We start from the raw sequence: 22,447 nt of genomic DNA, 5'->3' as shown, positions 1-22,447 counted from the left end.
TCAGTTATTAATGAAATAAAATTTATTTTTGACTAAAATAAAGAAAATGGAGCAAGCTAACTGGGTAAGGGTAAAAGAATATCAAGATATTACCTATAAAAAGTCGAATGGTGTCGCTCGAATTGCGTTTAACAGACCAGATGTGCGAAATGCATTTAGACCAAAAACCACGAGTGAATTATATGATGCTTTCTACGATGCAAATGAAGATATAAACATTGGTGTTGTATTGCTGTCTGCCGAAGGCCCCTCTACTAAAGACGGCGTATATTCATTTTGTAGTGGTGGTGATCAAAAAGCAAGAGGGCATCAAGGGTATGTTGGAGAAGATGGATACCACCGTTTGAATATTTTAGAAGTGCAGCGCTTAATTCGTTTTATGCCCAAAGCCGTCATAGCAGTTGTCCCAGGTTGGGCAGTAGGAGGCGGACATAGTTTACACGTGATCTGTGATTTAACACTAGCTAGTAAGGAACACGCTATATTTAAGCAAACTGATGCCGACGTAACGAGTTTTGATGGTGGTTACGGCTCTGCGTATTTAGCTAAAATGGTTGGACAAAAGAAAGCTCGTGAAATTTTCTTTTTAGGTCGAAATTACTCAGCTCAAGAAGCTTTTGATATGGGTATGGTAAATGGTGTCATTCCCCATGATGAATTAGAAGCCACAGCCTATGAATGGGCACAGGAGATTTTGGCCAAATCACCAACTTCTATTAAGATGCTTAAATTTGCAATGAATTTGACTGATGACGGTATGGTAGGGCAACAAGTATTTGCAGGGGAAGCTACCAGATTAGCATACATGACAGAAGAAGCCATTGAAGGCAGAAACGCATTTCTTGAAAAGCGTAAGCCTAACTTTGATAAAAAATGGATTCCTTGATGAGCAACTTGTCCCTTTGGATTTCATCGATGCGTTTGAGAACACTGCCACTTTCCGTTTCAGGAATTATTGTGGCTTCATTTCTAGCCGCATACAATGGTTATTTCGATTTAAGAATTTGCATATTGGCCATTCTTACCACCTTAAGTCTTCAAATTCTGTCGAATCTCGCTAATGATTATGGCGATGGTATTAAAGGCACCGATAACAACGAAAGAATTGGTCCTGAACGCGCCATACAAAGTGGTAAAATTTCACCAGAACAAATGTTTAATGCCATAAAAATTAATATTCTAATTTCTATTGGTTTATCCTTTTTTCTTATTTTTTCCGCTTTTGGTGTGAAACACTTCTTTTTAACATTACTTTTTTTTATTTTAGGAATTGCGTCTGTCGTGGCCGCAATACGATATACCGTAGGAACTAATGCCTATGGTTATAAAGGTTTGGGCGATGTCTTTGTATTTGTTTTTTTCGGACTGATTAGTACCATGGGCTGTTATGTGCTTTATGCAAAAGCTATGGATCATGTCACTATTTTACCTGCTTGTACTATCGGGCTTTTAAGCGCTGCCGTGTTGAATTTAAATAATATGCGGGATATGATTTCTGATAAAAAATCGAATAAAATCACCTTAGCTGTAAAGTTGGGAGCAGAGAAAGTCAAAATGTATCACATAGGGCTCGTTGTATTGGCTATTGTAATATCTGCATTATTTGGTGTTTTATACTATACATTGCCATATAATCTCATATTTATGATAGCGTATATCCCGTTAATTATTCATATTTTTAAGGTGAATAAGAATGAAATACCCCAATTATTAGACCCTGAACTCAAAAAACTAGCCTTAACAACCGTGCTCTTATCCATTTTATTGGGTATCGGACATATACTCTAACACATCATTAAATTTATAATTATGAAAATTACATTTTACGGACACGCCAGTTTAGGAATAACAGTAGATGATGTAAATATTCTTGTAGATCCATTTATTACGGGTAATGAAAAAGCATCGCATATAAATATTGAAACTTTGGAAGCCGATTATATTTTGGTTACCCATGCACATCAAGATCATATTTTAGATGTTGAAGCTATCGCTAAACGTACGGGAGCAGTGGTGATTTCTAATTATGAAATTGTGGGCTATTACGAAAAATTAGGAATAGAAGGACACCCTATGAATCATGGTGGTCAATGGGACTTTGAATTTGGAAATGTGAAATATGTCAATGCTATCCATACGTCATCGTTTCCAAATGGTAGTTATGGTGGACAACCTGGTGGGTTTGTTATAGAAGGCGAACACAAAAATGTTTATATAGCAGGTGATACAGCCTTGACTTTTGATATGAAATTAATCCCCATGCAAACCACCCTCGATTTGGCTATTTTACCTATAGGCGATAATTTTACCATGGGGATTGATGATGCCATTTTAGCAAGTGACTTTATTGAGTGCGATAAAATTTTAGGATACCACTTTGATACCTTTGGATATATTGAAATTGACCATGAAGTGGCGAAGCGGAAATTCTTCCAAAAAAACAAAGATTTAATGCTTTTGGGCATAGGCGATTATATAGAACTTTAAATGACTACTGCCTCTTACAAAAAATACCTTCTCAATTTTAAACAAGCTAGCGGAACATCCCGTGGAATTTTAAAAACCAAGGAAACCTGGTTTCTTATTTTAGAATCAAATGGTAAACGTGGCATTGGTGAATGTGGACTTTTTAGGGGATTATCTATTGATGACAGGCCAGATTATGAAGACAAACTCAAATGGGTTTGTAATAATATTAACCTGAGCCTTAATTTTTTATTAGGCGAATTAGAAGAATTTCCAAGTATTCAGTTCGGATTAGAAATGGCTTTATTGTCTTTACAAAGCACTAATCTGTTTGAATTGTTTCCTTCAAAGTTTACTATCAATAATGCCGTAATTCCTATTAACGGTCTTATTTGGATGGGAAGTGAATCATTTATGAAGCAGCAGATTGAGGAAAAGATCAGTTCTGGTTTTACATGCATTAAAATGAAAATAGGGGCTATTGATTTTAAAAAAGAAGTAGCATTAATTAAATCTATTCGTAATGATTTTTCTTCAAAAGATATTGAATTACGCGTAGATGCCAATGGTGCTTTTTCAGTATCTGAAGCTTTAGATAAATTGAAAATCTTAGCAGAGCTCGATTTACATTCTATTGAGCAACCTATAAAACAAGGACAGGTTCATGAAATGGCAAAATTGTGTGGCATTTCACCATTGCCTATCGCTTTAGATGAAGAATTAATAGGGGTGTATTCTGTAACAAAAAAACAGAAATTACTACAAACTATAAATCCGCAATATATCATTTTAAAACCAAGTTTAATAGGGGGCTTTTATGGTAGTGATACTTGGATTAAGGAAGCAGAAAAACTTCATGTTGGTTGGTGGATAACAAGTGCTTTAGAAAGTAATATTGGCTTAAATGCCATTGCCCAATATACATTTACCAAGCATAGCAATTTACCACAGGGTCTAGGTACTGGAAGTTTATTTAGCAACAATTTTGATTCGCCACTTTTAGTTAAAAATGGTACATTGCGTTACGAAAAAGAAAGAGCTTGGAATATAGAAAACATGAAACTTTAAGGTTTCGTTTTAATATTTAATTTCATGCCAAAATTAATAAAAAGCAAATTATAGTATATGTATATAGCTCAAGCATTTAATGTTTTACACAATTGGTGGCGGTATGTCGTTGGAATTATTATCATTTTTATAGCTGTAGTTTTAGGGCAAATCCCCTTCACTGTAGCAGTGTTTATGAAAGCTTATAAAGATGGAGATGGTTTTGATAATTTAGATGAATCTACAATGATGTCCTTGTTAGAACCTAACCTCAATTTATTTTTGATGCTCCTGTCGTTTGCTGTGGGTTTAGTTGGGCTATTTATAGTCGTTAAAACAATTCACAAACAGAGTATTACACATCTAACAACATCGAGGCCAAAAATAGATTGGAAACGTTTTTGGTTTATATTTATACTATGGGGACTCCTTTCAAGCGGTTTTATAATACTCGATTATGTTTTGTCTCCTAGTGATTATGTGATCAATTTTAATTTAGCCCCTTTTTTAATTCTCTGCGTTATCGCTATTATTTTAGTCCCTTTACAAACCAGTTTTGAAGAATATCTATTTAGGGGTTATTTAATGCAAGGACTTGGAGTGATTTTTAAGAATAAGTGGCTTCCATTAATAACGACTTCCGTGGTTTTTGGGTTACTGCATATTGCCAATCCAGAAGTGGATAAATTGGGGAATGTCATTATGATTTATTATATAGGAACCGGCTTGTTTTTAGGAATTATGACATTAATGGATGACGGTATGGAGTTGGCATTAGGGTTTCATGCGGCCAATAACCTCTTTACCGCGCTTTTAGTAACTGCCGATTGGACCGCATTTCAAACGCATTCTATATTAAAGGACATGTCCGATCCTACCGAAATGGGTTTTACTGAAATTTTTATGCCGGTATTTATTGTGTTTCCAATCCTGTTATTCATTTTGTCAAAGAAGTATAATTGGAACAATTGGAAAGATAAATTATTCGGCCGAGTTGAGGATCCAAGAATAGAAAATTATAAAATTACAGAATAGTTATGATACCAGATTTCAATAAAGTACATAATCGTTTTAAATTGAACAGCATACATTATTCCTATAATGATGTCATGGAAGTGGCCTATAGTTATGTAAAGGAAGGCGAGCCGTTTGAACAAGGTATTGGTAATTTTTTATTGGATTGGTTAGATCATAAACCATTTATAAAAGTTAATACGTCTGGCTCTACAGGCAAACCCAAAACGATTACACTTTTTAAGCAAGCTATGGCGAATTCTGCCATTGCTACAGGCGATTTTTTTAAATTGGAACCGGGTGATTCTGCTTTGCATTGTCTGCCATCTAACTTTATTGCAGGGAAAATGATGCTTATTAGAGCTATGATTTTGGGTCTGGAATTAGATATTATTGCACCCACAATGTACCCTCAAATAAAACCCAATATGCATTATCGTTTTTGCGCTATGATTCCGATGCAAGCCCAAAATGTTTTTTCTAATCTCAGTCAGATTGATACGCTCATTATTGGTGGCACATCAGTACCTAAAAGCCTAATAGAGAGTTTACAAGATATACCGACGGTTGCTTTTGAAACTTATGGAATGACTGAAACCATAACGCATATCGCCGCTAGACGACTAAATCATTTCGAAGCAGGCCAGCACGTGGGTAAAGCTCCTTTTAAAGTATTGCCAAATATCAAGATATCTCAAGACAGAAGGGGGTGCTTGGTTATTGAAGCGCCTAAGCTTTTAGATGAAACCTTAGTGACTAACGATGTTGTTACAATCCATTCTGATGAGGCATTTGATTGGTTGGGGCGCTATGATAATGTTATAAATTCAGGGGGCGTGAAATTGTTTCCTGAAGGCATTGAAACAAAACTTCAAAATCACATTGAGCAACGGTTTTTTGTTGCTTCTGAAAAAGATGACCTATTAGGTAACAAAGCCATACTGGTGGTCGAAGGTGAAAAGAATGAGATTGATCCTGCTATTTTTTCAGACTTGGATAAATACGAAATACCAAAAGAAATTTATACGATTCGTAAATTCGTTGAAACCAATTCTGGTAAAATCCAACGTGCCGAAACACTTAAACAATTGGCTTTATAAATCAATTAGTTGTCTTCAATCTTTTTGAATTCAAATTGATTATCCCACCATAAGGTATATGTACTATCTGCTTTCTTAAAATTAATATGTTCATTCTTTTCAATATCAATAAATTTTAAGGAGTCTGTAGCGACAAAGTGAAAATCTTCGTTATCGGGTATGTCAAAAACCGCAAGGTTATTGTGTTCAATTCTGGCCTTTACGATATAATCGCCGCCAACTCGTTCAACGGGCTTAATATATTTATAAGTCCCTGTTAATCTTTCCAGGTATTCTTGTGATAAAGGTACGGGGTCAATCACTTTGGTTTTGTTTAAGTTCCAATTGAAATGCTTAGAAACCGCACGTTCAATATCACTTAATAGGCGTCCTCCGTTATCTCCATTCGTCATGATTATTAACGCTTGTCCTTTATTAGCAAAGGCAACTAGCCTGTTTGTAAAACCTGCATTTTTACCACCATGCTTAAAAATTAAAGAATCAGCCTCTTTAGCAATGCCTGGTCCCAATCCGTGTTGAAATTTCCCTTTTGAAAGCATTTGTTTTACAGTCTCAGGTTGTAATAATCCGTCTTCATCGCCTTGCATAATATCTTGAATAGCAACTGTATATTTTGCTAAATCTATAGGGGTTGTCCAAAGCCCTGCGGCTGCTTTTTCTGGATAATTATGCCAATATCCATCTAATATATTGCCTTCGTCATCGTAGGCAGCACTGGCTTGATCGAATAAACCTTTGGGCAAAGGTTGCTTGAACGTACTGTTGGTCATTCCCAATGGGGTAAGAATATTAGCTTCCATATAATCCTCAAACTTAGTTTCGCTTATATCTTCAATAACTTGTTGTATAATGGTATAACCGCCACCAGAATATCTTGCTATCATGCCCGGGATGGTATCTACTTTAATTTTATCAGTATTGCCTTCACCATTGAGAACTTCGAGGGTCGATGGAAACGCATCTGTTCTTTTATATCCTGGAAATCCATGAACAGTAACCCCAGCGGAGTGTGTTAATAATCGTCTAAGAGTTACCTTTTGGTTCGTTGTAAATTTATTTTCTGGAACCTTCCACGACTTCAAATAAGTGTTCACATCTGTATCTAAATTGACATGACCATCTTCCATCAATTTCAATACCGCAAGCGCCGTAATGAGTTTGCTTATAGATGCTGCTTGAAATAAAGTATTAACATCTACTTCCGTTTTGGTCGTCGTATTCGCCATACCATAACCTTTAGCTACAACCAGCTCGCCATTATCTACTACTGCAATACTTACACCAGGAACTTTATGTAATTCCATCTGCTCCGTTAATGAAAAGTGTAGTATTTTTTCACCTTTAAGAACCATGGCTGGTAATAATCCATTTTCTATAGCAAGAATATCCCCATCGAAATTTTTTGGGGAGAATCGGTCGGTATCACTTTTTTTACAGCTAAAAGTCACTGTTAATATGAAAAGTATTAAACATGTTTTTTTATACATAATTGATAAATTTAAGCTTCTAAATTTTCTAGGATAAGTTGATAGTCATATTGTAAATCTTCATGAAACGTTGTGATGATTTTTTTGACCAATAAAATTTGCCGATTGTACATGTTTTGCAGTTGTGCGCTTCTTTTTATACTTGGTTTAAAATCTTTCAACTTAGTGCAAAAATAGAGGAGAAGTTCAGCTTCGGTTTCTTTCTTTTTTGAATATCGAATAAACTTTTTTGTCTCCCTTAAAATCTTGCGCATACTTTTTCTAATATAAAAGTAGCTATTTGTATTTATAGTTTCAAACTGCGCGTCCATATGAATCTTGATGCTGTCAATGTACCCTTCTTCGTCTTGAGACTCAAACAAGAGATAGGTGAGCAGTTCTTTATTCTCTTTCTTAAATCGTGAAAGCTTTAAGCAAAGTTCCTGAATTTCAGAAGATGAAAGCGTGTTTAATTCTTGTCTAATCTCTCGTAATGATACGGCTTTCATAGTCTGTTTTTGATTCGCTTATAAATATAAAAAAACCATAACTGCTGTCATGGTTTTTATTGGTTTATTCTTGTAATTAATATAATAATTTTACTGGTCTCATTTAGAAATCTAAAAATAGAATCATTATCTCAGCTTTGGAAAATCAATAGGACTCAATTCGTGCATCACACCGTAAACAGCCTCAAAAATATCTTCAGCCGAAGGTTTTGAGAAATAATCACCATCGTTCCCATATGCCGGTCTGTGAGCTTTTGCAGTTAATGTTTTAGGTTGTCCATCTAAATACTGGTATCCATTTTGCGTATTTAGAATCTCATTTAATATGTATGCAGAAGCACCTCCTGGCACATCTTCATCAATAACCATTAAGCGATTCGTTTTTGCGACGCTTTTAACAATATCATGATTAATATCAAAAGGTAATAATGACTGTACATCTATAACTTCTGCATCAATGCCAACAGCTAATAATTCCATAGCCACCTCTTGTATTATTCTTAAGGTAGAACCATAGGATACCAAAGTGATGTCTGTACCTTCCTTCACCGTTTCAACAACACCAATAGGTGTTTTGATAGCACTTAGATTATTAGGCATTTTTTCCTTCAATCTATAGCCATTAAGACATTCTACAACTATAGCTGGATCATCACCTAATAAAAGCGTGTTGTAAAAACCTGCCGCTTTGATCATATTTCTAGGAACTAAAACGTTTACACCTCTTACCAAGTTTAAAACACCTCCCATTTGAGATCCAGAGTGCCAAATACCTTCTAATCTGTGCCCGCGAGTTCTAAGAATAAGCGGTGCTTTTTGTTTCCCTTTGGTTCTATAATGAAGCGTAGCCAAATCATCACTAATAATCTGCAAGGCGTAAAGTATATAATCCAAATATTGAATTTCGGCAATGGGGCGTAGACCACGCATCGCCATTCCAATACCTTGGCCAGCAATAGTGGCCTCACGAATTCCTGTGTCCGCTACACGTAATTCTCCGTATTTTTCTTGTAAACCTTCTAAGCCTTGATTAACATCACCAATATTACCGGTGTCTTCTCCAAAAATTAGGGCTTCTGGATAATTATTGAAAATGGCATCAAAATTATCACGCAAAATAATGCGACCGTCTACTTGAGCGGCATCATTATCGTAGGTAGGTTTCACTTCTTTAATTAAGGTGCTCGATTTACTTGTTTGTGAATAGAGGTGTGAGCTAAAATGGGGTTGTACATTTTTAAAAATGTTAGTAATCCAGTCACTTAGCTGATCCTTCTCTTTGGAATCTTCACCTAAAGTATATCTTAAAACTTTTCTAGCATTTGATAATAAATCACGTCGCGTTGGTTCGTCAATTTTTTCGATATCAGTCTTTATTTTTGCAATAAACACTTTGTTAATGCTAGACTGCGCTACATTTTCCAATAAGGCTATAAGTTCTTGCTGTTCGCGTTGAATGGGTTTTAGAAATTTTATCCAAGCATTTTTTTTAGCTTCTCTAACTTCACGCTTTATAGTTCTTTCAAAACCAGTTAAATCTTCATTTGTGGCAATATTGCTTTCAATGATCCACTCACGCATTTTTAAATTACAATCGTTTTCACTTTCCCACTCTAGACGCGCTCTATCTTTATAACGCTCATGAGAACCTGATGTCGAGTGGCCTTGAGGCTGTGTTAATTCTGATACGTGAATAAGTACAGGTACATGTTCTTCTCTGGCTATGGCAGAAGCTTCCTGATAGGTTTCAATTAAATTGGCGTAATCCCAGCCTTTTACGCGTAGAATTTCGTAACCTTTATTCTGGTCGTCTCTTTGGAAACCTTTTAGGATTTCTGATATGTTTTCTTTTGTAGTTTGATGTCTAGCGTGCACCGATATGCCATATTCGTCATCCCAGACACTAACCACCATAGGCACCTGTAAAACACCCGCAGCATTTATGGTCTCAAAAAATAGTCCTTCACTTGTACTGGCATTTCCAATAGTTCCCCATGCGACTTCATTACCATTTTCTGAAAAATTAGTAGCATCAATGCCTTTAACGTTTCTATAAATTTTTGAAGCTTGTGCCAAACCTAATAACCTCGGCATTTGTCCCGCAGTAGGGGATATGTCTGCACTAGAGTTATATTGCTTTGTGAGATCTTTCCAGTTACCACTATCATCTAAACTATGCGTTGTAAAATGTCCGCCCATTTGACGACCAGCAGACATAGGTTCTTGATCTAAATTGATATTGGCATATAAACCAGCAAAGAACTGTTCCATAGTAAGTGCTCCAATGGCCATCATAAAGGTTTGATCACGATAATATCCTGAACGGAAATCACCTTTTTTAAAGGCTTTTGCCATAGCGAGTTGCGGCACTTCTTTGCCATCTCCAAAAATTCCAAACTTTGCCTTACCTGTAAGAACCTCACGTCGACCCAATAGGCTACACTCGCGACTTCTTACTGCAAGTTGATAATCACTTAAGACTTCTTTCTTGAAATCTTCAAATGACACTTTGCTTTTCAAATCTGGAATTACTTGCATACTTTAATGCTTTTATATTTGCAAAAGTAATTAAAGTTAATGGGTTTTACAATTAATAGAATGGGTATATAATTATGATATTCGTAAAATAACAATAAAATTACATCAAATATTGAATATTACGCACTTAAAATTAATTAATTCAAATAAAAAGTTAAATAATTAACGTTTTAGAACCAACGTCTTCTAAATAGGCCCAAAAGGGATTGTGGGTCTAGTGTAAACTTAAATCTTATGCGTTCATCATAATGCGGCAAACCCATTTCCCACCCTAGATTAGAATATAGGGGGAAATAGATTTCAAAATAATCGGTCACCAAATCTACTCTTATACCCGAATCGTACACAAATTTCGGACTATTAAATCTATTCTTAACAAGCCCAATGTCACCATAAGCCAAGATGTATCTCCAAAGTGTGGTACTCGCGTTGAACGTAGTAATCCATTGGTTCGCAAACGGTGTTTCCAATTTTGATTTAAAACCGCCTTCAGCATCAATATATTGCTGACTGAATATTCCAGAGGCTTCAGACCTTCCTAAATAGTTATAATCAAATAAATAATCTGTAGGTCTGTCTAGTGCAAAACTAAAATAATCTGACCCAGCTTCATTGTTGTTTTTAATAAAAGTACCTGCAAAAAATCGAAGGTTTAATTGCCTGTTGCTTTCAAATAAACGCCTGTATTCATAATTGAATGAAGCTTTGGAGAATGTTTTAGCAATTTGGAAATCTGTATACCATTTTTTGAAATTTATTAAATTATCATTAGAATGGATATATCTTAAATTAAAAACACTGTAGTTGGGTTCGGTACTGTTTATAATATTGTTAACGTCTTCATCCCTTTGGATATCAATATATCTTAAAACCAAGGACTTTCTTTTATTGGATCTAAAATCATCTTTCTCCCTAAATTGAAGTGCTAAGGTTGGGGTTAGCTGTCTAACAAATAACCCCTCTGCATACGAGGTATAGCCAGCACCTAAACCATAGTTTATTGAGTAAAGGCCACTGTCTAAATAATGCGTCATGGTAGCTGAAGCAGATCCTGTTAACGATTTGGATTTGAATGAATATTGTGGTTCGATTTTATAATTAAATAATTTTCTTAATACGGTCTTGTTATAGGCCCTTACCCCAAGTGTGAATCCATCATAGATATTATTAAATTCAGCAGTTGGCATAAAAAACACCTGATTGTAATAAGGGTCTTCAATATCCTTGAATAGCCTAAGCTGAAGCGGTTTATTATTAAAAAAGAACCCCTTTAACGATTTCCAGTTGTCTCTAATATTTACCTCTGGAATAACTTTATTATAATTTAGCACAAGTTTATTGGCGCTATCTCTAGGGATAGTAATGGTTTTAGTGTTGGTGATATTTTCAATCCAACGTTTTGAAATCACACTGTCATTATGGAGTGTATATAGAGAAACAGGCATGCTGTTATCCCGTTTGTTTTTAATGGTTAATGTGATGGAGTCTTCCGTTTTATGAACTCTTTTAATTTTGAAATCGATTTTTTTTCTGGTAGTCAAGTAGTCCTCAAAAAACCAATCGATATCTTTATCTGTTTGAGTTTTTAAATACGTTTCAAAATCTTTAACCGAAGTCTGCTTTAATTTATTTTCGGCTAAAAACGATTCTATGCTTGTTTCTAGAACCTGACTATTAATAAAATCATCAAGATATTTCAGACCAACACCTGCTTTATATTTATTGGCAATATTTTTATTAAACTTTAATAGAGAATCTTTTTGCATGGTCAACACCTGATCTCTGTTGGTTCGTGCCATGAGCATAAACGCTAACACATATTTATCATTAAAATCCATGTCTGCGGCATGAAAAGACCGTACGCCCCAAAAACTCGCTATAGAGCCAAGAAACTTCATGTTTGGATAGTGCTCATCAACATAATTCATGAGATAAAAAATTTGAATGCCATCTATTAGCCATTGTTCCTTTCTGGGGTTAATAAATAGCGTATTCTCTAAATAATTGTGAAGTGCAATTTTTAAAAGTTTTAATTCATACTGAAAATGATTTGGGTAAGGTTTTATGAAACTTGGTAAAAAGTTTAGTCCGTACATAGGATCTTTATTATAATCTATATCACTTAACACCAGTTTTTTATGCGGGTAATCTCCAAAATTCTCGTTAATGAAATTGATAACTTTCTCAGTGATTAACACTTTATCAATAAGCTCCAAACCTTCATCGTCTATACTTGAAATTAATGAAAAGTCACCAGTTTGAATCGTGTTGAATTTTGGTATTTTATTAAGAAAGAGTTTGTTGTTAATTCTATTTTCTCCTTCAAGGGTAACAATTTGACTTTCATGTAATTGTGTTATTTTACTTATATTAAGTTCTGAAGTTAGTAAATAGTCTAGAGGATACTCAATTTCCAGTTTGAGCTGGGCAGGAGGGATGTATAGATCATCTAAAGCTTTATTGCTAAAATATTGCCACTCACCATCATAAACGGCAGGGGTGATGTACCAGTATCTTAAGTTGACTTCCCCAGTTTTGGAAATACCATAATTGGTGAATTTATCACTAGGTATGTGAACTAAATAAGACAAATCAATATTGTAAAACTCCCCAGGCTTAAGCGGTTTGTTCAATTCAACTTTAATAACGTCAATTTGATTTTTAACTTGTTCAAAAGTTAAATCTCGACCATTCTGTTTCATTGAAGTTATTACTGAATACCCGCGCTCTTCATTTTTTGCCAAATGAAAATCATTATTATATTCATCAGCTATCCGTATCGCTAGCGGTGTTTTTTTTGTTGAATAACTATTATTCCAATCGTTGAGATAAATAGTTTTTAATTCATCTTTTGAAGTGTTTTGATATTGGATGTTTTGGGAGATTGAAATTTGCCTTTGCGCTATATCAAAAGATGCCTTAAGGTCAATTTTATTTTGACTAAAGCTTATGAAGCAGGCAAATAAAGAGATCACTAAACTTATGTAGGGTAATTTCAATCTGTAAAAAACATTAAAGGTTAATAATTTAAGGCGCTGCAATATAGTAAAATAGACCGTTACAAATGATGGCTTATAGCGACAATCATTTGAAGTGGTCTAATTTTAACGTAAATTTTGATGTATCTAGTATTTAGAAATTTGGACTTAAATCTGAATCGCCATAAAAAGCATCAAGAATATGAATGACCTCATCTTCGGTATCTACCAAATGGATAAGGTCTAAATCTTTTGTACTTATATTTTCAAAAGTGTCTAAAAGTGTCTTTTTCACCCATCCCATGAGATCTTTCCAGAAATGAGTACCCACTAAAATAATTGGGAATTTTTCAATTTTATGGGTTTGGATGAGTGTTATGGCTTCAAACAATTCGTCCAGCGTTCCAAAACCTCCAGGCATGACCACAAAGCCTTGAGAGTATTTCACAAACATCACTTTTCTAACAAAAAAATAATCAAAATCCAAGCTCTTGTCATGGTCTATATAAGGGTTGTCGTGTTGCTCGAAAGGCAATTCAATATTTAAACCTACCGAGGTTCCACCACCAAGATGTGCGCCTTTGTTTCCAGCTTCCATTATCCCAGGCCCTCCGCCTGTAATAACACCATAGCCAGATTCTACAATACGTCGCGCTATTTTTTCAGCTAATTGATAATACTCATTGTCAGGCTTTGTTCTAGCAGAGCCAAATATAGAAACACAAGGCCCAATTTTACTAAGTTTTTCGTATCCGTTTACAAATTCACCCATGATTTTGAAAATGGCCCAAGAGTCATTCGTTTTAATTTCATTCCAACCTTTATGGTGTTGTTCTTTTCTCATCTGAATTCAAATATATTAATATGTTATTTTATAGAAGTAAATGTAAGAGATTTTGAAGTATGCGCAACTAAAAACAATAGATTCTATAATAGGTATAACAAAAATAAGGTGAGCCATAATGGCTCACCTTAGTATATAAAATATGCTTAATTTCTACAGGACCTTGCGCCCGCTAATAATATTGTATAGTATCACGATAATTGCGATAACTAAAAGAATATGAATTAAACCGCCAGTTCCTATACCTGGTATAATACCAAGCAAACCTAGCAACCAAACGATAATACAAATTACGGCAACAAGCCAAAGAATACTTTTCATAATGTAATAGTTTATTAGTTATAGAATAAATATACAAAAAGTATTTGAACTACACACTTTTAATTGCATATGGGCTAACATTGATATGGATTGGACACAATTGCTCATGTCTTCAGGGGTTGTTAATCAAATTCTTTTCGAAGATACTTGGCAGTATAGCTTCCTTGGTGTTTTAGCACTTGTTCTGGAGTACCCACAACAATAACTTCGCCACCGCCTTTGCCTCCCTCGTAACCGATATCGATTATATGATCTACGGTTTTAATAACATCTAAATTATGTTCTATAATAACCACCGTATTTCCTTTATTTACAAGCTTATTTAGAACAAGCATGAGCACCCTAATGTCCTCAAAATGCAAACCGGTTGTAGGTTCATCTAGAATATAAAAAGTATTCCCAGTATCACGTTTACTTAACTCCGTAGCCAATTTAATACGTTGGGCTTCACCACCAGAGAGCGTCGTACTTTGTTGCCCTAAGGTTATATACCCTAAACCAACGTCTTTTATGGTTTTTAGTTTGTTGAATATTTTTGGAATATGCTCAAAGAAGCTTACGGCCTCATTAATAGTCATGTTTAGGACATCACTAATTGATTTTCCTTTATAACGAATTTCTAAAGTTTCTCTATTAAAGCGTTTACCTTGGCAGGTTTCACACTCTACATAGACATCTGGAAGGAAATTCATTTCGATGACTCGAAGACCGCCACCTCTGCAGGTTTCACAACGCCCACCTTTAACATTAAAACTAAAGCGACCGGCTTTGTAACCGCGTATCATGGCTTCAGGTATTTTGGCATACAAGGCTCTAATTTCGCTAAACGTGCCTGTATATGTCACCGGGTTACTTCTAGGTGTTCTCCCAATAGGCGATTGGTTAATATCAATGACCTTATCAATGTGATCTAAGCCTTTAATGCTTTTATAAGGCATAGGTATTTTAACACCATTAAAATAATAAGCATTTAAAATAGGGTAGAGGGTTTCGTTGATTAAGGTCGATTTACCGCTACCGGATACCCCTGTAACACCAATCATTTTACCCAAAGGAAATTCCACCGAAACATTTTTTAAGTTGTTCCCAGTACAGCCTTTTAGAATTAATTTTTTGCCATTTCCTTTTCTGCGTTTTTCAGGGATTTCAATGGCTTTATTTCCGTTTAAATAATCTGCGGTTAAGGTATCGTGTTCTTTTAACTCTTCGGGTGTGCCAATACTAATAATTTCACCACCATATTTACCTGCTTTAGGGCCAATGTCAATCACATAATCTGCACGTTCAATCATGTCTTTATCATGCTCGACCACAATGACAGAATTTCCTATGTCACGCAATGCCAATAAGGAGTTAATAAGTTTTTCGTTGTCCCGTTGATGCAAACCGATACTCGGTTCATCTAAAATATAGAGCACCCCAACCAATTGTGAACCAATTTGAGTGGCCAGACGGATACGTTGTGCTTCACCGCCAGATAAGGATTTTGAACTTCTACTGATTGACAAATAATCCAAACCAACATCCAGCAAGAACTGCAACCTCGATTTGATTTCCTTAATGACTTCTTCTGCAATTTTGAATTGTTTATCAGATAAGTGTTCGTGCAAGGCATTAAACCACGCCGATAATTCTATAATATCCGCTGAAGCGAGTTCAGCAATATTTTTATTGTTTATTTTGAAATACAGCGATTCTTTTTTTAATCTTGAGCCTTCACAAACAGGACAAGTAATTTTATCCATATAGGCTTTGGCCCAACGTTTCAACGATGTTGAATCTGCCGTTTTATATTGATTTTCTATAAAATTGGCAACACCCTCAAAATCGATTTTATAATCTCGGGTAACCCCTAAAGTTTTACTTTCAACAGAAAACTTCTCGTTGCCACCATATAGAATCATGTGTTTAGCTTCTTCGGGAATATCCTTGTATGCATCAGATAATTTAAAATCGAAGCGTTGCGCAATGGTTTCAAACTGCTTAAAAATCCAACTATTTTTTTCTGGACCGTGAGGCGCTAGTGCTCCGGTTTTAATGGACAGCGTACTATCTGGGACAATTTTATTTTCATTGACCTGATACAATTCCCCAATACCATTACAATTAGCGCAGGCGCCTTTTGGTGAATTGAATGAGAAATTGTTTGGTTCTGGATTGGGATATGAAATTCCTGAAGTAGGACACATTAAACTTCTACTAAAATACCGGGTTTCACTGGTATCTTGATCTATTACTAAAAGCACATCCTCACCATGGTACATGGCTGTGTTTATGGATTCTGTTAGCCTTTTATCATTATCATCGGTATGATCTATAACTAGTCTGTCTATAACAATTTCTATATCATGTGTTTTGTACCGGTCTAATTTCATGCCTTTTACAAGGTCTCTAATATCTCCATCGGTACGTACTTTTACAAAGCCCTGTTTTGCAATTTGTTCGAATAATTCACGGTAGTGCCCTTTTCGGGATCGTACTACAGGCGCTAGGATATTGATGCGTTTTCCTTTAAAATCAGTTTTGATAAGTGCTTTGATTTGCTCATCACTATAACTTACCATTTTATCACCTGTGTTGTAACTATAGGCATCACTGGCACGGGCAAATAGCAAACGCATGAAATCGTAAATTTCGGTAATCGTGCCAACGGTAGAACGTGGCGATTTGCTCGTTGTTTTTTGCTCTATGGCAATAACAGGAGATAGTCCGTCAATCTTATCAACATCCGGTCGCTCTAGACCTCCTAGAAATTGTCTGGCGTAAGAAGAAAAAGTTTCAATATAACGACGTTGCCCTTCGGCATAAATGGTATCAAATGCCAAAGAAGACTTTCCACTGCCAGAGAGTCCCGTAATAACGACAAGTTTCTCACGCGGAATGGATACATCAATGTTTTTTAAATTGTGAACACGGGCACCTTTTACTTCAATAAAATCCTCAAATTGACTCATAAATTTGCAAAAGTGCAAAGGTACGATTTTAGATGATAATTTGTTGCGAAGTCTTATTTAGAATTAAAATGCTAATCAAATAGCTGAAGTAATTAGGAACCCTTCGGAATGTAGATTTCACCAGAATCTAGAGATTTGCTATAATCTGCTTTTACGTGTTGTAGAAAGCCAAAAAATTTCTTTCCTTTTTTTCTTTCTAATACAACATACACCACATCATTATCTTCAATTATTACATCTTTGACAATAACTTGATTCCCAAGCACCGTTTTATAGCTTGCCAAACCGCCTCTTTTTACAATGAAATTTAATCGTGGAAATGAGATATGATTGAAAATATGTCCAGATGGTTTATTGATTATCAGTACATCCCCAATTTCAGGAAGGTCTTGAGTTAGTGCTTCAGTATTACTTGCAACTACATAATTAATGCAAAAGAATAGTATTAAAGTCAGCGTTTTCATAAATCAATAATTTTAATTACACTTAGGCTTTGATTTCAAAATTTAGAAAATAAATTTAATGATTTTTTATGAGAATTACCTCAATGTACAATGAGAAATTTGCTGTACGGCTTATTTATTTTTCGCCCTTAATATGCTCAATTTCTAATCCAATAAACAACAATTTATGAAAGGTAGGGAGATAGGCACCACTTTCTGTAACAACCCAATCGCTCCAACTCGCTTCTAGCCCAGCAATTGGTAAAATAGAGGTCCACATTTTAAAGGCTTTGGGTTTTTTAGATTCATCTAACAACCATAAATAAGAGTCTCCAGGTGTAGAACCTCCCGAAGTGTATGTTATGAGTAAGCCCTTTTCATTATTATCTAAATTAACTATTCGGCGTTCAACGCCTTCATCAAAAACCTTATAAGGAGCTACCAACCAAAATGAATCGTTATTGAAATAACCAATGGCTTTTTCTATAAGTTCATCAGCGAGTTCACTGTCTACTTTAAAACTATGCACATAGGCTTTGCTTTGGGAATAATCGTTCAAGTCTAGATTTACTTTATATTCTTTCCAATAGACTTCACAGGCATTTTTTAATTTATCCCATTTATAATGATGCCGTTTTTTAAAACTCCATTCAATATAATTCGTTTTTGTATAAGCATCATAATTAAGCGCTTCTAGCATGCTATAGGCCAATGCATCTGCTTGTTCTCCTTGAACGCCTTCGGGCAGGTGTTCATTATACTTATAATACATGAAACCATAAAAAAGCAGACTTGGTAGTGTTAAAAATATAATAACACCGACTACTATTTTAATAATTTTTTTTGATTTCATATTTTAAAAATGATGAAGTTTGAGGACATTCACGTTCTTTAAATTGAGGTCTAAATTATTAAATAGGATTGGTTTAATAAAGGAAACGTTCTAAAAACCGATGGCTGTATCATCCCCTCGATAATCTGCACCACCCTCTAACGTGTTGTCCTTTAAAACAAGTATTCCATCGACCTTGCCAATTATAGGTGCTATGTCTTCATTTATTTTATAGCCTAATTTTTTTAAGGCTTTAATGGTTTTTTCATTAAACGAATTGGGTTCCATTAGAATACGGTCTGGAAGCCATTGGTGATGAAATCTTGAGGCGTTTACAGCGTCTTGCATGGTCATATTAAACTCATGCACATTTAAGATGGTTTGTAAAACTGAAGTAATTATAGTTGAGCCACCTGGTGTTCCAACCACCATAAAAAGGACTCCATTTTTTTCTACAATGGTAGGTGTCATGGAACTCAACATGCGTTTCTCTGGTGAAATACTGTTGGCTTCGGCGCCAATAAGTCCATACATATTGGATTCCCCAGGTTTGCTGCTAAAATCGTCCATTTGATTGTTTAAAAAGAAACCTAATTCTGAACAATATAATTTTGAGCCGTAACTTGCATTAAGGGTGGTGGTAGCGGACACAGCATTTCCATAACGGTCCACGATAGAGTAATGGGTTGTTTCCTTGCTCTCAACAATGGCTATATTACCGTGTGACAATGCATGAGAGGGTGTTGCTGCGTCAAATGAAAATGAAGCCATTCTATCTTTTAAATAAGATTTGCTAACAAGCGTGTCTTGAGGAATGGTCACAAAATCAGGATCTCCTAAAAAGAAACTCCTATCGGCGTAGGCACGACGTTCTGCTTCGGTAAGAACTTGAATGTACTTTAATGAATTGTGTTCATATTCATCTAAGGGAAAAGGTTCGATCATCGTCATAATCTGTCCTAAACAAATACCCCCACTAGAAGGCGGCGACATAGATGTAATCTTTAAATCGTCATAAGAGAAAGTAATTGGGGTACGCCATTTGGCTTTGTAATTTGCTAAATCGGCTTCTGTAAGTATGCCCCCATTGCCTTGAACAAAACCTGCTAAAATTTTAGCAGTCTCACCTTTGTAAAACTCGTCAGGCCCATTAAGCATGATACGTTCCAAGGTTTTGGCCAAAGCGGGATATTTAATAGTGTCATTTGCTTTCCAGGGCATCATAAAAGGAATCGTATCTCTATTCGCTTTTGAAAAATCATCGTACTTACTTGATATAGTTTGCACTTGCTTTTCGGTAACGATAACTCCTCTATTGGCTAAGTCAATGACTGGCTGTAATATAGCTTCAATGTGCAAAGACCCAAACTTTTTATGAACCTCAAAAACGCCAGCTATAGTCCCTGGAACGCCAACCGCCATAGCACCTAAGGTGCTTATGTCTGGAATCACATGGCCATTAGCATCTAAATACATGTTTTTAGTTGCTGCCATCGGCGCCTTTTCCCTATAGTCAATAGCCCCCATATCACCATTTGCTTTTCGGTAAATCATAAAACCGCCACCGCCAATATTGCCAGCATTAGGAAAAGCCACAGCCAATGCCAGTTCTGTACCCACCATTGCGTCAAAAGCATTGCCACCTTGTTCAAGAATATCACTACCAATTTGAGATGCTTCTTTTCTGGCAGAAACCACCATGGCATTTTGGGTAACCAAGCCTCTTACCGGCACATAGGTTTCGGGTTTATTATTAGCGCTTTTACATGATATGAAGACTAGGGCTAATAGAAGAATAATTGATTTTTTCATAAGGATTTTGAGCTCATTAATTCGGTTAATTTTTGTTTAGAGGATATTATAAGGTCATCGAAAAACGATGTAAATTCTATTTCGAATTCCTTGTAAAAGGTGTGCAATTCTACAGTTGCCTCGTTCATTCCAGAAATATTTTTAGTACGGCGATTCATACCTTCCAACACTCTGGTTATACCTTCTATAGAGGCATAACTTAATAACCAATTATCGGCAATCATAAAAGGCATCATTTTTTGGATGCGTAATGGTAGGATGTGATAATGATTTTCTAATGAATTATAAAAAGTTTCGACATATTCACTTAACGGCGTCTCACAATAGGCATCCCAATTTTTTGCTAAAAAATGATCATATAGAATATCTACAATAACCCCAGAATAATGACCGTACTTTTCATGTAAGCGCTTGGTGCTTTTTCTAACGGTTTTATGGGCATCGGTATAGGTGTCTATATGTCTGTGCAATAAAATACCAATTTGAATGTGTTTGTCATATTTCTTATAACGCTTTCCTTTAATACCATCTGCAATAAAATTACCAATAGTAACCAATTCGTTATCGCCAGAAAGATAAATATGTGATAAGTAATTCATTGGTGTAATTTACAAATTCAAATGGCATAAGGGCATTTTAACCAAAATATTATTCCATTAAACATATTTTGAATGATATTAAAATACAAACTAAAAAAAATATGTAGGTTTGCTAAAAAATAACACATAACATGACACTTATAAAATCAATTTCAGGAATTAGAGGCACCATCGGTGGTACGGTAGGCGATAATTTAACACCTATAGATGCTGTTAAATTCGCATCGGCTTATGGTGTTTGGTTAAAAACGCAGCGTGAAAAGGAACATTACAAAGTTGTCGTTGGAAGAGATGCTAGAATTTCTGGTGGAATGATTCAGAATTTAGTCATGAATACACTGGTCGGACTTGGTATCGATATTGTAGATTTAGGACTTTCTACCACACCTACGGTGGAAGTTGCTGTGCCTATGGAACATGCAGACGGCGGTATTATTTTAACAGCGAGCCATAATCCGAAACAATGGAACGCTTTAAAATTATTAAATGAGAAGGGTGAGTTTTTAAATGCTGCTGAAGGTGCAAAAATCCTAGATATCGCGGAAAGTGATGCCATGAGTTTTGCAGGTGTAGATAGTTTAGGAAAGATAACAAAAAATCAAGCTTACATTGATTTGCATATTGATGAGGTTTTAGATTTGCCGCTAGTAAGTGTAGATGCTATTAAAAAAGCCAAGTTTAAAGTGGTTGTAGATGGTGTGAATTCTACGGGAGGCATTGCCATTCCGTTGTTATTAGAGCGATTAAATGTGCATCCGGTAAAATTGTTTTGCGAACCCAATGGCGAATTTCCTCATAATCCAGAACCTCTAAAAGAGCATTTATCAGATTTATCTAAAACGGTTGTGAAAGAACATGCCGATTTTGGTATTGTTGTAGATCCAGATGTAGACCGTTTGGCGTTTGTGGATGAGAATGGTGATATGTTTGGAGAAGAATACACTTTGGTGGCTTGCGCAGATTATGTGTTAAGTAAAAACCCGGGCAATACTGTAAGCAATATGAGTTCTACACGAGCCTTACGGGATGTGACCGAAAGACATGGCGGTACCTACGAAGCCAGTGCTGTAGGAGAAGTGAATGTTGTTGCCCTTATGAAGAAAAACAAAGTGGTCATAGGTGGTGAAGGCAATGGTGGTATTATTTATCCGGAGCTGCATTATGGTCGTGATGCTTTGGTGGGCGTCGCTTTATTTTTAAGTCTTTTAGCAGAAAAACAAATGCGCGTTAGCGAATTAAGAAAGACCTATCCTAATTATTTTATGAGCAAAAAGAAAATTCAGTTAACACCCGGTTTAGATGTTGATGGGATTTTAAAGCGCATTGAAGACATATACCATAATGAACAATTAACAACCATTGATGGTGTAAAAATTGATTTTTCAGAGAGTTGGGTACATTTACGTAAAAGCAATACCGAACCTATTATCAGGATCTATACCGAAGCGCAATCTCAAACAGAAGCGGATGATTTGGCCGATAAATTTATTAAAGAGATTGGGGAGATCGCTAAAGCTTAAAATC

Annotated in this window: 18 protein-coding genes; 7 read left to right on the top strand and 11 right to left on the bottom strand. The window is 35.5% G+C overall.

The window, feature by feature from the left end:
- Window positions 1-46 precede the first annotated feature (46 nt).
- From FAF07_RS17045 to FAF07_RS17020, 6 genes are read left to right on the top strand one after another with little or no spacing between them, the layout of a single operon-like run.
- A complete protein-coding gene (locus tag FAF07_RS17045) occupies window positions 47-886 on the top strand; it encodes a 1,4-dihydroxy-2-naphthoyl-CoA synthase (protein WP_142786253.1) in 840 nt (279 codons plus the stop codon).
- Window positions 874-1,788, top strand: coding sequence for a 1,4-dihydroxy-2-naphthoate octaprenyltransferase (menA, locus tag FAF07_RS17040; RefSeq protein ID WP_142786252.1), 915 nt, complete (start codon window positions 874-876; stop codon window positions 1,786-1,788). Before FAF07_RS17045 ends, menA begins: the two co-directional genes overlap by 13 nt.
- A gap of 21 nt (window positions 1,789-1,809) precedes the next feature.
- Window positions 1,810-2,487, top strand: coding sequence for a metal-dependent hydrolase (locus FAF07_RS17035; RefSeq protein ID WP_142786251.1), 678 nt, complete (start codon window positions 1,810-1,812; stop codon window positions 2,485-2,487).
- A complete protein-coding gene (locus FAF07_RS17030; protein ID WP_142786250.1) occupies window positions 2,488-3,534 on the top strand; it encodes an o-succinylbenzoate synthase in 1,047 nt (348 codons plus the stop codon).
- A 57-nt stretch (window positions 3,535-3,591) separates the two neighbouring features.
- The gene (locus FAF07_RS17025; RefSeq protein ID WP_142786249.1) at window positions 3,592-4,548 is read left to right on the top strand and encodes a CPBP family intramembrane glutamic endopeptidase; all 957 of its coding nucleotides are present in this window, start codon (window positions 3,592-3,594) and stop codon (window positions 4,546-4,548) included.
- Between the two features lie 2 nt (window positions 4,549-4,550).
- Complete coding sequence (locus FAF07_RS17020) at window positions 4,551-5,627, top strand: AMP-binding protein (RefSeq protein ID WP_142786248.1); 1,077 nt, start codon at window positions 4,551-4,553, stop codon at window positions 5,625-5,627.
- A gap of 5 nt (window positions 5,628-5,632) precedes the next feature.
- On the opposite strand, the gene FAF07_RS17015 is transcribed toward FAF07_RS17020, so the two are convergent.
- The 11 genes from FAF07_RS17015 to FAF07_RS16965 form a co-directional block, all read right to left on the bottom strand.
- Entirely contained in the window at window positions 5,633-7,114 is a 1,482-nt protein-coding gene (locus FAF07_RS17015) for a serine hydrolase domain-containing protein (RefSeq protein WP_142786247.1), read from the bottom strand.
- Between the two features lie 11 nt (window positions 7,115-7,125).
- Window positions 7,126-7,602, bottom strand: a complete 477-nt coding sequence (locus tag FAF07_RS17010; protein ID WP_142786246.1) for a hypothetical protein — start codon at window positions 7,600-7,602, stop codon at window positions 7,126-7,128.
- A 126-nt stretch (window positions 7,603-7,728) separates the two neighbouring features.
- Window positions 7,729-10,140 (bottom strand): alpha-ketoacid dehydrogenase subunit alpha/beta, encoded by a 2,412-nt coding sequence (locus tag FAF07_RS17005; protein ID WP_142786245.1) that lies wholly within the window; start codon window positions 10,138-10,140, stop codon window positions 7,729-7,731.
- Window positions 10,141-10,310: 170 nt separating this feature from the next.
- The gene (locus FAF07_RS17000) at window positions 10,311-13,139 is read right to left on the bottom strand and encodes a gluzincin family metallopeptidase (protein WP_142786244.1); all 2,829 of its coding nucleotides are present in this window, start codon (window positions 13,137-13,139) and stop codon (window positions 10,311-10,313) included.
- Between the two features lie 133 nt (window positions 13,140-13,272).
- Complete coding sequence (locus tag FAF07_RS16995; protein ID WP_142786243.1) at window positions 13,273-13,962, bottom strand: LOG family protein; 690 nt, start codon at window positions 13,960-13,962, stop codon at window positions 13,273-13,275.
- A 153-nt stretch (window positions 13,963-14,115) separates the two neighbouring features.
- Entirely contained in the window at window positions 14,116-14,283 is a 168-nt protein-coding gene (locus FAF07_RS16990; protein ID WP_142786242.1) for a lmo0937 family membrane protein, read from the bottom strand.
- Window positions 14,284-14,405: 122 nt separating this feature from the next.
- Complete coding sequence (gene uvrA / locus FAF07_RS16985) at window positions 14,406-17,237, bottom strand: excinuclease ABC subunit UvrA (protein ID WP_142786241.1); 2,832 nt, start codon at window positions 17,235-17,237, stop codon at window positions 14,406-14,408.
- A gap of 92 nt (window positions 17,238-17,329) precedes the next feature.
- A complete protein-coding gene (locus tag FAF07_RS16980; protein ID WP_142786240.1) occupies window positions 17,330-17,701 on the bottom strand; it encodes a hypothetical protein in 372 nt (123 codons plus the stop codon).
- A gap of 115 nt (window positions 17,702-17,816) precedes the next feature.
- Window positions 17,817-18,533 (bottom strand): hypothetical protein, encoded by a 717-nt coding sequence (locus FAF07_RS16975; RefSeq protein ID WP_142786239.1) that lies wholly within the window; start codon window positions 18,531-18,533, stop codon window positions 17,817-17,819.
- 90 nt (window positions 18,534-18,623) lie between these two features.
- Window positions 18,624-20,324 carry a gamma-glutamyltransferase gene (gene ggt, locus FAF07_RS16970; protein ID WP_142786238.1) on the bottom strand — a complete coding sequence of 567 codons (1,701 nt, stop codon included), beginning with the start codon at window positions 20,322-20,324 and terminating at the stop codon, window positions 18,624-18,626.
- Window positions 20,321-20,923, bottom strand: a complete 603-nt coding sequence (locus FAF07_RS16965) for an acyl carrier protein phosphodiesterase (RefSeq protein ID WP_142786237.1) — start codon at window positions 20,921-20,923, stop codon at window positions 20,321-20,323. The genes ggt and FAF07_RS16965 overlap by 4 nt, the downstream gene beginning before the upstream one ends.
- A 131-nt stretch (window positions 20,924-21,054) precedes the next feature.
- Between FAF07_RS16965 and glmM the strand changes: the two genes are divergently transcribed.
- Window positions 21,055-22,443 carry a phosphoglucosamine mutase gene (gene glmM, locus FAF07_RS16960; protein WP_142786236.1) on the top strand — a complete coding sequence of 463 codons (1,389 nt, stop codon included), beginning with the start codon at window positions 21,055-21,057 and terminating at the stop codon, window positions 22,441-22,443.
- Window positions 22,444-22,447 lie beyond the last annotated feature (4 nt).

Origin of the sequence: Changchengzhania lutea, assembly GCF_006974145.1 — a bacterium.
GTDB classification, from domain to species: domain Bacteria; phylum Bacteroidota; class Bacteroidia; order Flavobacteriales; family Flavobacteriaceae; genus Changchengzhania; species Changchengzhania lutea.
This window is presented reverse-complemented; position numbering and strand designations above follow the sequence as displayed.

Coding starts and splice junctions, on each gene's coding strand:
- FAF07_RS17005 (WP_142786245.1), bottom strand. CDS start 10,140: ATGCAAGTAATTCCAGATTTGAAAAGCAAAGTGTCATTTGAAGATTTC.
- glmM (WP_142786236.1), top strand. CDS start 21,055: ATGACACTTATAAAATCAATTTCAGGAATTAGAGGCACCATCGGTGGT.
- FAF07_RS16995 (WP_142786243.1), bottom strand. CDS start 13,962: ATGAGAAAAGAACAACACCATAAAGGTTGGAATGAAATTAAAACGAAT.
- FAF07_RS17045 (WP_142786253.1), top strand. CDS start 47: ATGGAGCAAGCTAACTGGGTAAGGGTAAAAGAATATCAAGATATTACC.
- ggt (WP_142786238.1), bottom strand. CDS start 20,324: ATGAAAAAATCAATTATTCTTCTATTAGCCCTAGTCTTCATATCATGT.
- FAF07_RS16990 (WP_142786242.1), bottom strand. CDS start 14,283: ATGAAAAGTATTCTTTGGCTTGTTGCCGTAATTTGTATTATCGTTTGG.
- menA (WP_142786252.1), top strand. CDS start 874: ATGGATTCCTTGATGAGCAACTTGTCCCTTTGGATTTCATCGATGCGT.
- uvrA (WP_142786241.1), bottom strand. CDS start 17,237: ATGAGTCAATTTGAGGATTTTATTGAAGTAAAAGGTGCCCGTGTTCAC.
- FAF07_RS17010 (WP_142786246.1), bottom strand. CDS start 7,602: ATGAAAGCCGTATCATTACGAGAGATTAGACAAGAATTAAACACGCTT.
- FAF07_RS17035 (WP_142786251.1), top strand. CDS start 1,810: ATGAAAATTACATTTTACGGACACGCCAGTTTAGGAATAACAGTAGAT.
- FAF07_RS16965 (WP_142786237.1), bottom strand. CDS start 20,923: ATGAATTACTTATCACATATTTATCTTTCTGGCGATAACGAATTGGTT.
- FAF07_RS16975 (WP_142786239.1), bottom strand. CDS start 18,533: ATGAAATCAAAAAAAATTATTAAAATAGTAGTCGGTGTTATTATATTT.
- FAF07_RS17030 (WP_142786250.1), top strand. CDS start 2,488: ATGACTACTGCCTCTTACAAAAAATACCTTCTCAATTTTAAACAAGCT.
- FAF07_RS17020 (WP_142786248.1), top strand. CDS start 4,551: ATGATACCAGATTTCAATAAAGTACATAATCGTTTTAAATTGAACAGC.
- FAF07_RS16980 (WP_142786240.1), bottom strand. CDS start 17,701: ATGAAAACGCTGACTTTAATACTATTCTTTTGCATTAATTATGTAGTT.
- FAF07_RS17015 (WP_142786247.1), bottom strand. CDS start 7,114: ATGTATAAAAAAACATGTTTAATACTTTTCATATTAACAGTGACTTTT.
- FAF07_RS17025 (WP_142786249.1), top strand. CDS start 3,592: ATGTATATAGCTCAAGCATTTAATGTTTTACACAATTGGTGGCGGTAT.